Consider the following 11521-nt stretch of genomic DNA (forward strand, 5'->3'; position numbering starts at 1 on the left):
CCATAAACAAAAAAGCCGGAGTACGATCCGGCTTTTTTGCAGCTTGTATTCTACGCTTAAATTAGACCCATATGTCCTGCATGGAACTCCAAGTGCTCTTCAATAAATGATGCAATAAAGAAGTAACTATGATCGTAACCTTCATGCATGTTAAGCGTAAGTTGCGTATCTGACTGTTGCGCAGCATGAACAAGAGACTGAGGTTTCAGCTGCTCGTGCAAGAACTCATCTTTTGTCCCTTGCTCTACTAGCAGAGGTACACTGTGTGTTTTGCTTGCTAATAGCAACGAGGCGTCGTAGTCCTGCCATGCCGCCTTGTCATCGCCTAAGTATCGACCTAGGGCTTTCTCGCCCCACGGACAATCTGAAGGATTTGAGATAGGGCTAAAGGCCGATACCGATACAAACTTATTAGGGTTACGCATGCCAATAACTAAAGCACCGTGTCCGCCCATTGAGTGACCGCTAATAGCGCGCTCTTTGGTTACAGGGAACTCGCTTTCAATAAGCGTAGGTAGCTCGTTCACAATATAGCTGTACATTTTGTAATGCTTATCCCACGGCGCCTGCGTAGCATCAACGTAGAAGCCTGCCCCAAGGCCAAAGTCATAAGCTCCTTCTTCGTCATCTGGAACGTTCTCGCCACGGGGAGATGTATCGGGCGCTACAATAGCCATACCTAATTCCGCCGCTAGCTTCATTGCACCGGCTTTTTGCATAAAGTTCTGGTCGGTACATGTCAGCCCTGACAGCCAGTAAAGCACGGGCACCGGCTTTTCTTTCGAGGCGAAAGGGGGAAGAAAAATTGCGAAGGTCATATCGCATTGAGTTGTTTCAGCTTTATGGGTATAGCGTAAATGCCGTCCCCCGAATGCTCTATTTTCGCTAATAAGCTCCATTTCAGCTCCTTAAATACGTAAATTTGCACCTTTATTGTGGAATCAGTAAAGGCTCTATCGGATTTTAGATCAAGTTCGTTTACACTAAGCGCCTAATTTTTGAGGTAAGTACAATGGTAAAAGCACTGTTGCATCATATTGTTGGCACTATTTCGGTCATCTGCTATTTCGTCAATACGGTAGTGTGGTCAACGCCTATTTTTATATTGGCTATTTTTAAACTTATACCTATTGCGCCGTGGCGACGATTCATTTCTTATTTACTCGACGCATGCGCGACTGCGTGGATCGGCGTTAATAACCTGAATCAGCGCATCAGCGGGCGCACCAAATGGCAAATAAACGGACTAGAAAAACTCACTCGAGATGATTGGTATCTCGTTATTGCTAACCATCAATCTTGGGTCGATATCTTAGTTCTTCAACGTGTATTTAACCGAAGAATCCCATTTTTGAAATTTTTCCTCAAAAAAGAGCTTATCTATGTTCCCATTTTAGGTCTGGCTTGGTGGGCACTCGATTTTCCATTTATGCGCCGATATTCCAAATCATTTTTGGCTAAAAACCCGCATTTGAAAGGAAAGGATATGGAAACCACGCGCCAAGCGTGTGAAAAATTTAGAAATAAGCCTGTAAGTATTATGAATTTTGTTGAAGGCACCCGCTTTACGCAAGCCAAGCACGACATGCAGGCCTCGCCTTTCACTCATTTACTTAAGCCTAAAGCGGGCGGCATAGCATTCGTTTTGTCTGCGATGGGCGATCATTTGCATAAACTTATTGATGTCACAATTGATTACCCGAACGGCGTACCGTCTTTCTGGGACTTCGTTAGTGGTAAGGTTCGTGATATTCGTGTGAATATCAACGTAATGCCCATCAAAGACATTATGGAAAACGGCATTTTCAACGACAATTATTTTGATGATCCGCAAGTTCGAGCCCGTTTTCAGACGTGGTTGAATGAGCGCTGGCATGCCAAAGATCAACTTTTAGATTCACTAAACGCAACACAGAAACCATTATGATTCGCGCAGTACTCGCTCCTTTTATTTTCGTAATACACACTTCACTACAAATTCTCAATCTTGCGTTGTGGGGAGGCCTAATTATCTTACTGGGCTTGGTAAAACTTATTATGCCTAACGGAAAGATAAGAACGGCATGGAATAAAGTGATGCACGGGCTAATGTTTAGCTTCGGACGGGTCAGCGTTCTCATGATACGCTTGTTTAACCGCGTCGATATTGAGTGTTCGGTACACGGCGAACTGTCAAAAGACCGTTGGTATCTGATTATTGCCAATCATTTAAGCTACCTCGACATTATTCTGCTCATTGAATTCGCAACGAACCGCATTCCTGCACCCAAATTTTTCCTTAAGAAAGAGCTGATTTGGCTGCCATTTGTCGGACTCGGTGCCTGGGCACTTGATATGCCGTTTATGCACAGATACACCCGTGCGTATTTAGAAAAGCACCCAGAGAAAAAAGGAAAGGATCTCGAAACCACCAAAGCGTATTGTGAGAAGTTTAGAACGGTACCCACAACGGTCATTAACTTTGTAGAGGGGACTCGATTTACTTCATTGAAGCATCTGTCAAAGCAAAGTCCCTATGAAAACCTCCTGCCCCCCAAAGCCGGCGGCGTTTCCTTTACGCTCTCAGCTATGGGCGAATTATTTACCAACGTGTTAGATATCTCGCTGCTTTACCCGGAAAATAAGCGTCACCCTATGATGGCAATGCTTAGCGGTCAGATGACAAAAATCGTGATCGATGTGAACGTTACGCCGGTACCTGAATTACAACAGCATTCAGAACGCACTGAGTCTGAGTTTCGTCTTTATTTCCAAAACTGGTTGAACGGTCTATGGGAAAATAAAGACAACCGTATAAAGAAAATGTTGGAGTCGTAATTAATGGAAGTCAGTGCTTCAGTACGCGATAACTTTATTCACATAGTTAATGATATTTTCCCGAATCTTACTACTGAAGATCCGCTGTATAACGTCATCGCACTAAGTAGTATTTTAGCGGTGTCGGCGGTAATCTATATTATCGCAAGGCTATTGGTGCGCCCCCAGATAGCCAGTTGGGTATACAAATCCAATAACCTCTGGGACAACGCCTTGCAGCAGCACGGGTTTTTCCGTCGCTTAATGCACCTGTTTCCTGCCCTGTTTATTTACTTAACCACACCGGTACTTATTAGCGATGAAGCCGTGATGCACGGTATGGTGATAAAGAGCGCTCAGCTATACATGCTATATAGCGGCCTTCTTGCCTTATATGCCATGTTAAGCACAGTGGAAGACGTTTATAACGCCTCAGCGCTTGCTAAACGCGCACCTATCACTGGCTTTATTCAAGTCACTAAGCTCGCTTTTGCAATCATCACCATACTATTAAGTATTTCTTTGATTGTAGACAGAAGCCCGCTACTTATTGTGTCTGGCTTAACCGCCATTGCCGCTGTTTTACTATTGATATTCAGAGACACCATTCTGGGCTTTGTTGCCGGCATTCAAATAGCCGCTAACCGCATGTTTAATACGGGCGACTGGATTGCCATGCCTAAGTATGAAGTAGATGGTGAAATACTCGAGATAGGTCTTACCAACGTCAAAGTACAGAACTGGGATAAAACCATTTCTACGCTGCCGACTTACAGCCTTACTACAGAAGCAGTAAAGAACTGGCGCGGTATGCAAGAGTCTGGCGGACGCAGAATTAAGCGCGCCATTTATATTGATGTGCACTCTATTAAGCTTTGTGACAACGATATGCTAGAGCGCTTTTCGAAAATTCGCTATATCAACGAATATATCGATAAGAAGAAAAATGAGCTCCGCGCTTATCACCGAGATTACTCCATTGATGAGTCGGATCTGCTAAACAGCCGTCGCCTTACCAACATCGGCACTTTTAGAGCTTATTTAGAGGCATACTTGCGCAAGCACCCAGATATAAACCAAGAACTGACCCTAATGGTTAGGCAGCTACCGCCTAATGAGCTTGGTTTACCTTTAGAAATTTACTGCTTCAGTGCACAAAAGGAATGGGTGAGGTACGAAAAAGTACAGGCGGATATTTTCGACCACGTTATGGCTATGCTGGATTTGTTCGATTTACGTGCTTATCAACGTGATGGACATTTGTCGCTGCTTGCCCATCGCGAACAAAGCGCTTATAGAAATAGTCCCGAAAGCGACAATGCGCCTGAGGATGCTCAGGAGAAGAGCGAACCTAATCGATAAGGCAGTGATGAATAAAGACTTGTTCAAGACGAAAAAAAACCGGCTGAGATAGCCGGTTTTTTTAATGCTTATCGCTTAAGCCAATGCGTAGGCCATCAGTAAGCAAAGTACTAAACCAGTAACGCCAAAAAAACCGTACTCGATTTTTTCCTGCATACCTTCAGCACCTGCTTTAGCAGTCATAAAGCCCATAACGATGCTGCTTAGCCCTAGCGTAAAGGCAATTAGCGCAACACCAAACATAATTGCATTAATCCAATCAGCCATTGTGATAACCCCTTAAAAATATTGGCGGTATTATGCACCAATAAATAAGATTTAACCATGCTTGGATTGGCTTAAATGTACCGCTATTGGTATTAATTGATCTTAGTCAAAACTACTAATTAGTTGGTAATCTCACTAAATAGTGTATTTAGCAGAGCATAAAGAAATCATCAAATATTACTAACCATTTGAAAGATATAGACTTTAAATATTGGCAAGGCCATTGCTCTACCTTAGGTATAACAGCGAGTATCGTTAGCGTCTATCTGACAGTGACACTACAACGCATTGCAGTTTGCTTCGAGCACTTTCGTTAACGCGTCACACGTAAATTAAGGAATGAACAATGTCTAAGAAACTATTACTTTCAGTTGCCCTTACCAGTGCTTTAATGAGCGGCCACGCATTTGCGCATGACAGCAGCTTTCAAAACAACAGTTGTGACATGGAGCTTGATGGTCATATTCAATATTACCAAGGTGACCTAACGGTACAGATGGACAATGGCTCAGTGATGACGATTGACTCCCATCACAATATGACCATTAACGGCGAACCAGTATCGCTTGACAGCGAACAACAGCGCTGGGTAAGTGAATATTACAACAACATTGATATCGCCATCCCTATGACCTTGAATATCGCCAGTGAAGGGCTGCAAATTGCCAACGTGGCAGTAACTGAAGTATTTACTGAACTGTTAGGCGGCGATCAAATGGGTGACGATTTTCGTGAACTGTTCGACTCACTTGAAACCAAACTAAACACTTCATTCTATGATGACGCAGGCAATATTCGCGTTGATTCAACTAAATTCGATGAGCCAGGTTGGTTTGACGAAAGCTGGGAGCAAGAATTCGAAGCGCAAATTGAGTCTTTAATCAGTGAGTCTATGGGTAGAATACTTATTGCCGTAGGAACACAAATGTTGTGGGAAGGCGGTGATATGTCTGAGTTTGAGCAAAAGATGGAGCGCTGGGGTGAAGATTTAGAATATCGCTTAGAAAGCCAAGCGGCTGCGCTAGAAGAAAAAGGCGATGCATTGTGTAAGGTACTGAAGAAAGCGGATTATGCCGAAGGCAAGATGCAGGCATCCATATCTGGGCTAGATGACTTGAACCTGTTAGATATTGATCAAGGCAATCACCATGACCACAACGACGAAATGAAAATGTAGTTGGAGCATTTAGCTAACTAGACGCGCAAAACGAAACGACTTACTACTCTAACCACTCACCTTAGAAAACCGACTGTAACCCAGTCGGTTTTTCATTTTTTCAGTTAACGACAACCGCCCTCCAATTAATGTACTCTTAAGCCCTAAACAAAGGGGTATTTAATCGATGACTCAAAATGTAGTAATTAGTGGCTACGGCTGGTTAGCCAGCTATGTGGGCAAAGCACTTTCAGGTAAGGTCAATATTGTTGGCACCACTCGAAGCCAACAGAAACGTCTCGCGTTACAAGACCAAGGTATCACCGCAATTGAATATGCCCTGGGCGAAGATACATCAGCGCTTTGTAACCATTTGCCAAACGCTACCTTGTTGCTAAATATTCCCCCTGGCAGGAGAAACACAGATCTCGCGTCATACACCTACAATATGCTGCAGTTGATAGACGCAGCCATCAGCGTAAAGGTGGCGCATATCGTGTTTATCAGCACCACGTCGGTTTACGGCGATGCAACAAATGAGGTAGTGTCTGAAGTCAGCACTACACAGCCGCAAACAGCCTCGGCCAAAGCCCACGTGACTATTGAAGACTATTTATTGTCTAAGCGAGGTCAGATTGATATCAGTATTGTTCGCCTAGCCGGTTTAGTAGGCCCAGACCGTCACCCCGCCCGCTCGTTAAGTGGAAAACAGTTAGATGCAGGGAATAAGCGAATAAACCTTGTACATGTGTACGATATTGTATCTGCGCTGACGACCATCATTTGTGGCAAGCCGCTTAACGATGTTATTCACCTTTGCAGCTTGTCTCATCCTAAGCGCGGTATTTATTACGTGGATGCAGCGAAGGCGATGGATATTGATGCTCCTCGCTTTTCTGATACTGAAGCAGAACCTGCTGGCAAAGTGATTGATGCCGCACAAAGCTGGGCAAGGCTAGATATTACACCAGAGTATAGCGACCCCTATCGCATGTTTTAGGCTTTACACTTAGTAAAAATACATACTCTGACACAAACAAAAACGGCAAGCTTTAGGCTTGCCGTTTTTAAGTTGAGCTCACTGCTAGCTCACGTCATTTCTTGTAAAACCTGACTATCCGAATAGGCTCAACCCGAAGTATTTTACCGCTACCGTGTTTACAAAAATCACGAGTAAAATAAGCGGAATAAAGGTTTTCAGCGATATATCCACGTACTTTTCAAACCAGCTGCCTTTGTAACCACTGCTGCCCTCTTCCAAAGAGGCATTGAAGTTTGCACTCTTCCAACGATAAATAACAAACAAACAAATTAGCAAGCCGTTTAAAGGCAAAATCGTGTCGTAGAACACATCGTAAATGACATCAAACAATGATTTATCTGCGCCAGCGTAGTGCATAAAGGACGTAAGCATATCAACTTTACCGAATGACAACGCACTTAGGATGGCTAGCAAAATCATAATGCTTCCTAGCGACCCAAGCGCCCATTTACGGCTTACACCTTTTTCATCCATAAGCGCCGCAACAGGTACTTCAAAAATAGACACTAGCGACGTAATTGCCGCAAAGAACACTAATAAGAAGAACAAGCTAGCGACAATCGATGCGCCCATATATCCAATCGAGTCTTGTAACGCTAGAAAGATACTAGGCAGATAAGTAAAAATCATACCCACTGACGATTCACTTAAATCATCAGGGTTAATGTCTGGGTTAAAAGAGAAGATGGCAGGAAGGATCATCAAACCCGCTGTGAACGCCACGGCCGTATCCGTTAACGCCACCAGCTTGGCAGCGCTCGGTACATCTGCACGCTTATCAATGTAGCTACCATAGGTTATAAGAATACCCATGCCCAACGATAGAGAGAAAAAGGCCTGCGATAGCGCACCATTCACCACTTCAGCAGTGATTTTTGAAAACTCAGGAACAATGTAGAACTCAACGCCAGCCATCGCATTTTCGCGGGTTAATACAAAGATAACGAGACCGATTAGCATCACGAAAAGCGCAGGCATGAGCAGCTTTGCCGCTTTTTCTATCCCTTCTTTTACACCGCCTTGAAGGATGAGGTAGACCACACCAACAACGGCCGCCATATATAAAAAGATGGCTTCTGAGTTAATAAACAGCCCAAAGGTTTCTGGGTTAGCTAACTTGTCTAGATTTCCGCTTACTGCTTCGAACAAATAGCCGAAAAGCCACACAGTAATAACCATGTAGAAAACGGCAATCATGAACGGCGTAGCAATAGCTAGCCACCCCGCGACTTTCCATTTCTTTTCATTACCGCTTATATCACTGTATGCACCAAGCGGGTCTTTTTTAGCATGGCGACCTACTGACATTTCCGCCAGCATTACCGGTAAACAAATGGCAAAAACGAAAATAGCGTACATTAAAAGAAATGCACCACCGCCATTTTTAGCTGCACCGACAGGAAACCCTACCAAATTACCTATGCCTACCGCAGAACCTGCAGCTGCCAAAATAAAACCTATGCGCGATCCGAACTGTTCTCTGGCCCCGCTCATATCCCTTCCTCTTGTTGAGTTATTGTTATAGCAATTCGCCGTATCACGCCTTGTGATGCACAAAAACGTCGTGTGCTCACAATTTATGCTGGTTGTCGGTACTTACTATTCGTAAGAATCAAGCCGAGCGAACTGGTATTATTTATTATCAGGATGGCGTTTGTTGTTATGACTCACGTGTGGCGTCAACGCGTTGTATTGCTACCTCTATGGGCTTATCAATACGCTGCACCATTCCCAAAAATAGCATGGTAACAGCAGTGAAATAAAAAGTCTTGATGTTGGACTTGCTGAAATGATGTTAGACCGTATCACCAAGTTACCACTTCGCCATTCCAGTCGATAAAATGACAAGCTTGGTCTCGATTAAGCGCCGAAAGGTGGTGAATGAGCTGTTTAGCGGTAAACTCAGGCGTGAACAGTTTCTTGGCGGCGACGTTCTTTTGAAAAGGCTTAGAAAGCCCCGTATCAACCGTCCCAGGGTGATAACAAACAAGCATCACGTCTTTCAATCTGCGCTTGTATTCTACCGACGCCGTTTTAACCAACATGTTGAGCGCCGCTTTCGACGCGCGGTAGCCGTACCACCCGCCAAGTCCATTATCTGAAATACTCCCTACTCTCGCGCTTAAGCAAACAAGGGTTGAGCCTTCTTTACTCATAATATTCACCAAATGCTTGAGCCACATTGCGGGAATAATGCTGTTAGTCGAAAAATAAGCCGCTAAGGCCTGCTCGCTGACATCTTCCAAACGTTTCTCAGGATGAATGCCATCGCTTTCGCGGTGTAGAAAGCCTGTTGTGATAACTACTGTAGTTAACACAACCTGCTGTTCAGCCAGCTGTTCAACAAATTCGCTAATGTGCCTATCGTCCTGTTCGGCCAGCTGATGATAGGTAACATCCCCAGAATGATTGGTGTCAGATAAAGGCGCGCGACTAACCGCAAACACCCTAGCACCATCACTGCTATATTGCTCAATAAGCGCAGACGCAATACCGCCCGACGCGCCCACTATAAGGACGTTATTTTTCACTGGCTTCTCCTGGTATGCAGCGATCGCACTGGCGTTTTTTACCTGTTAACAGGTATGAAATGGTGTATCTATGCTTTGCGAATACATTGTAGAAAGCATCGGCTACATGACGAATAACAGGCCAGCGAAGCGATGCATATAGCCAACCCATGCCCACGGCTTTCCATGCTTCATGAGTGACATCAAGGCCAGTTATCAACGTCCCGTCTTCACGAAGTCCGTGAATTCTTGCATTGAGTGCATGCCAATCCATGGTTGGATAACGGTTCGAAAAATCGGGGGCCTGAATATCTACCAATGTTAATTTGTTGTGCTTGTCTCTTTTTCTTAAATGACGCATTTCAGCGATACACAACGGACAATACCCGTCATAGAAAATAATCACGACTGAATACCTCTGCCAAATTTTGAACACGTTTATACGCATTCTTACCAGTTGCAAACTGCTTGAAAGAAAGCAGCTAACCTCACATGTTAAAACCTTTCACTCAGCTCGCACATTATTCTTATTTAATATTCGTTTATACGATAAAAAAACACGCTTGGATGACTTGTGTTGTGACCTACCCGCACCCACACTACAGACAAAGATTAAGAGAGGTTTTTACTATGGCAAATTTACAAGTCGCCACGTTGGCAGGCGGATGCTTTTGGTGTATCGAATCAGCGTTTAATAGCGTTGAAGGCGTGGAAAAAGCAATTTCTGGCTATGCTGGAGGCGAAAAGGCCGATCCAACCTATGAAGAGGTATGCAAAGGAAATACCGGCCATGCTGAAGTGGTACAAGTGACGTTTGATGCCGACAGCATTAGCTACCGAGAGATACTAGAAATTTTCTTTGCGCTGCATAACCCTACACAGCTTAACAGACAGGGCAATGATGTAGGCACACAGTATCGCAGCGCGGTTTTCTATCACGACGATACACAAAAAGCTGAAGCAGAAAAAATTATCGCAGAAATTACAGAAGAAGAGATTTGGCCCGATCCCGTAGTGACTGAAATTGTAGCAGTAAATAACTACTACGAGGCCGAAGACTACCACCAAGATTACTTCAAAAATAATCCACAAAACCAGTATTGCTCTATGGTGGTGGCACCTAAACTTGCGAAGTTCAAAAAAACCTTCGCTTCTCGACTTCGCAGCGACGCATAAATAAAACAGCGATATTAATAGCGTTAGCCAACAATAAAAAGGGTTGCTTAAAAGCAACCCTTTTGTTTTTCAATCTATTCGTTTTCTTATTATTCAAACCAAACGCTGTTAATTTCTAGTGGAAATAATAAAGGCGCTAAGTCTTCATAACGCTTCTTATGCGCTTCACACGTCGCGTTTTTAAGGTAGTTTTTCTCCCAAGGATCGTTAATGATCCACAAGGTATTTTCAATGGTTACTAGTCCTTCCATCGACGAATTATCCATTGTGTACTGTTCGCAACTCTGATCGCCGGCAACGTCGAAGGTAATAGGGATACGCTTTGTTGGCTTATTGCCACTCACATCAATTACCCACAGTTCATTGTCGTTTCTTGCTGCGCCAAACAAATAGGATGCGCCTGTTGAATGAGTATATAACGCCAGTCCATTGATAGGGTGATTACCTGAAGTAAACGAAGGAAGTTGAAGGTTAGGCTCGCTCACTGTGGCAAAATCATTCGACGAGAAAAAGTCTTCATCAACAGACAATGTAAAAATTCTTGGCTGTCCTGCTTTATCTTTCTCTAGCGCCAGATATAACGTGCCGTCTTCAGCCATCGTCAACCCTTCAATGCCGTCGTTAGGAAAATTACCTACTTCAAAATCGTTGGGAAACTGAAGAGGTCGCACATCCGACATTTCAACCGAGCCATTATCTTTTCGTGTCAATTTTACCAACAAGGTAGGGTAATCTGTTGACCCTGTTTCCTCGTATTTGGATTCACAGCGAGGGCTTAATGCGCCGGTACGGGTAGCATCTTCGGTAACCGTATAAATTACGTTAGTGTCTCTGGGATCTACGGCTAGCGCTTCTAAATCAGGTTGCTCGCTCAAATAGCTATAAAAGCAGCTTCGGCGCACGGTATTGGAAAATGAAAAGCGTTCGCTCGATGCGCTCAGCGTTGTGGTACCTGGTGAAATGCTATGAAGTTTCAACTGTTGAGTGGTATCAGCGCTAGCATCTGCGATAGTGACAAGTTGACCATCTAGCACCACTAACCCTGAGGTTTGAGGATCAAACATAACGTTGCCTTTTTCATCAAGGATCCATTTACCCACAGTGACTTCTGTTAAGTCTTGAGGTTCAGGAGTTATAACAACGTCTTTCGGCTCGCTACAGGCGCTTATCAATAAAGTGGTTAGCACAGCACTGGTTAAATATTTTAGCATA

At 44.0% G+C, this 11521-nt stretch carries 12 protein-coding genes; 6 read left to right on the forward strand and 6 right to left on the reverse strand.

The window, feature by feature from the left end; genetic code table 11:
• Positions 1–56: 56 nt before the first annotated feature.
• Complete coding sequence (fghA, locus tag KUL49_RS19525; RefSeq protein WP_131138333.1) at positions 57–899, reverse strand: S-formylglutathione hydrolase; 843 nt, start codon at positions 897–899, stop codon at positions 57–59.
• Positions 900–1012: 113 nt separating this feature from the next.
• Here fghA and KUL49_RS19530 point away from each other — a divergent pair, with 113 nt between their 5' ends.
• The 3 genes from KUL49_RS19530 to KUL49_RS19540 are packed head-to-tail and all read left to right on the forward strand — an operon-like array spanning position 1013 to position 4158.
• Entirely contained in the window at positions 1013–1927 is a 915-nt protein-coding gene (locus KUL49_RS19530) for an acyltransferase (protein ID WP_131138334.1), read from the forward strand.
• Positions 1924–2817: an acyltransferase gene (locus KUL49_RS19535; RefSeq protein ID WP_131138335.1), complete on the forward strand. Its 894-nt coding sequence runs from the start codon at positions 1924–1926 to the stop codon at positions 2815–2817. Before KUL49_RS19530 ends, KUL49_RS19535 begins: the two co-directional genes overlap by 4 nt.
• A 3-nt stretch (positions 2818–2820) precedes the next feature.
• Positions 2821–4158, forward strand: coding sequence for a mechanosensitive ion channel family protein (locus tag KUL49_RS19540; RefSeq protein WP_131138336.1), 1338 nt, complete (start codon positions 2821–2823; stop codon positions 4156–4158).
• A 75-nt stretch (positions 4159–4233) separates the two neighbouring features.
• On the opposite strand, the gene KUL49_RS19545 is transcribed toward KUL49_RS19540, so the two are convergent.
• On the reverse strand, positions 4234–4425 hold the full coding sequence (locus tag KUL49_RS19545; RefSeq protein ID WP_014950735.1) for a hypothetical protein: 192 nt from the start codon (positions 4423–4425) through the stop codon (positions 4234–4236).
• Positions 4426–4771: 346 nt separating this feature from the next.
• Here KUL49_RS19545 and KUL49_RS19550 point away from each other — a divergent pair, with 346 nt between their 5' ends.
• Complete coding sequence (locus tag KUL49_RS19550; protein WP_131138337.1) at positions 4772–5602, forward strand: DUF2884 family protein; 831 nt, start codon at positions 4772–4774, stop codon at positions 5600–5602.
• 166 nt (positions 5603–5768) lie between these two features.
• Positions 5769–6581: an NAD-dependent epimerase/dehydratase family protein gene (locus tag KUL49_RS19555; protein WP_131138338.1), complete on the forward strand. Its 813-nt coding sequence runs from the start codon at positions 5769–5771 to the stop codon at positions 6579–6581.
• Between the two features lie 114 nt (positions 6582–6695).
• On the opposite strand, the gene KUL49_RS19560 is transcribed toward KUL49_RS19555, so the two are convergent.
• The 3 genes from KUL49_RS19560 to KUL49_RS19570 all read right to left on the reverse strand — a co-directional run bounded on the left by KUL49_RS19560 (position 6696) and on the right by KUL49_RS19570 (position 9539).
• The gene (locus KUL49_RS19560; protein WP_014950738.1) at positions 6696–8117 is read right to left on the reverse strand and encodes a sodium-dependent transporter; all 1422 of its coding nucleotides are present in this window, start codon (positions 8115–8117) and stop codon (positions 6696–6698) included.
• Positions 8118–8428: 311 nt separating this feature from the next.
• A complete protein-coding gene (locus KUL49_RS19565; protein ID WP_014950739.1) occupies positions 8429–9154 on the reverse strand; it encodes an SDR family NAD(P)-dependent oxidoreductase in 726 nt (241 codons plus the stop codon).
• Positions 9144–9539: a thiol-disulfide oxidoreductase DCC family protein gene (locus tag KUL49_RS19570; RefSeq protein ID WP_131138339.1), complete on the reverse strand. Its 396-nt coding sequence runs from the start codon at positions 9537–9539 to the stop codon at positions 9144–9146. Before KUL49_RS19570 ends, KUL49_RS19565 begins: the two co-directional genes overlap by 11 nt.
• Before the next feature lie 224 nt (positions 9540–9763).
• On the opposite strand from KUL49_RS19570, the gene msrA reads away from it, so the two are divergent.
• On the forward strand, positions 9764–10309 hold the full coding sequence (gene msrA, locus KUL49_RS19575) for a peptide-methionine (S)-S-oxide reductase MsrA (RefSeq protein ID WP_131138340.1): 546 nt from the start codon (positions 9764–9766) through the stop codon (positions 10307–10309).
• Positions 10310–10398: 89 nt separating this feature from the next.
• Here msrA and KUL49_RS19580 read toward each other — a convergent pair whose 3' ends face one another.
• Complete coding sequence (locus tag KUL49_RS19580; RefSeq protein ID WP_131138341.1) at positions 10399–11520, reverse strand: hypothetical protein; 1122 nt, start codon at positions 11518–11520, stop codon at positions 10399–10401.
• Position 11521: the final 1 nt, after the last annotated feature.

The organism is Alteromonas sp. KUL17, from assembly GCF_006538305.1.
In the GTDB taxonomy this organism is placed as follows: Bacteria; Pseudomonadota; Gammaproteobacteria; order Enterobacterales; family Alteromonadaceae; genus Alteromonas; species Alteromonas macleodii.

Bases quoted from the DNA above. Each gene is read 5' to 3' on its own strand.
- KUL49_RS19560 (WP_014950738.1), bottom strand. From the start codon at position 8,117: ATGAGCGGGGCCAGAGAACAGTTCGGATCGCGCATAGGTTTTATTTTG.
- KUL49_RS19530 (WP_131138334.1), top strand. From the start codon at position 1,013: ATGGTAAAAGCACTGTTGCATCATATTGTTGGCACTATTTCGGTCATC.
- KUL49_RS19545 (WP_014950735.1), bottom strand. From the start codon at position 4,425: ATGGCTGATTGGATTAATGCAATTATGTTTGGTGTTGCGCTAATTGCC.
- KUL49_RS19580 (WP_131138341.1), bottom strand. From the start codon at position 11,520: ATGCTAAAATATTTAACCAGTGCTGTGCTAACCACTTTATTGATAAGC.
- KUL49_RS19540 (WP_131138336.1), top strand. From the start codon at position 2,821: ATGGAAGTCAGTGCTTCAGTACGCGATAACTTTATTCACATAGTTAAT.
- fghA (WP_131138333.1), bottom strand. From the start codon at position 899: ATGGAGCTTATTAGCGAAAATAGAGCATTCGGGGGACGGCATTTACGC.
- KUL49_RS19550 (WP_131138337.1), top strand. From the start codon at position 4,772: ATGTCTAAGAAACTATTACTTTCAGTTGCCCTTACCAGTGCTTTAATG.
- msrA (WP_131138340.1), top strand. From the start codon at position 9,764: ATGGCAAATTTACAAGTCGCCACGTTGGCAGGCGGATGCTTTTGGTGT.
- KUL49_RS19535 (WP_131138335.1), top strand. From the start codon at position 1,924: ATGATTCGCGCAGTACTCGCTCCTTTTATTTTCGTAATACACACTTCA.
- KUL49_RS19555 (WP_131138338.1), top strand. From the start codon at position 5,769: ATGACTCAAAATGTAGTAATTAGTGGCTACGGCTGGTTAGCCAGCTAT.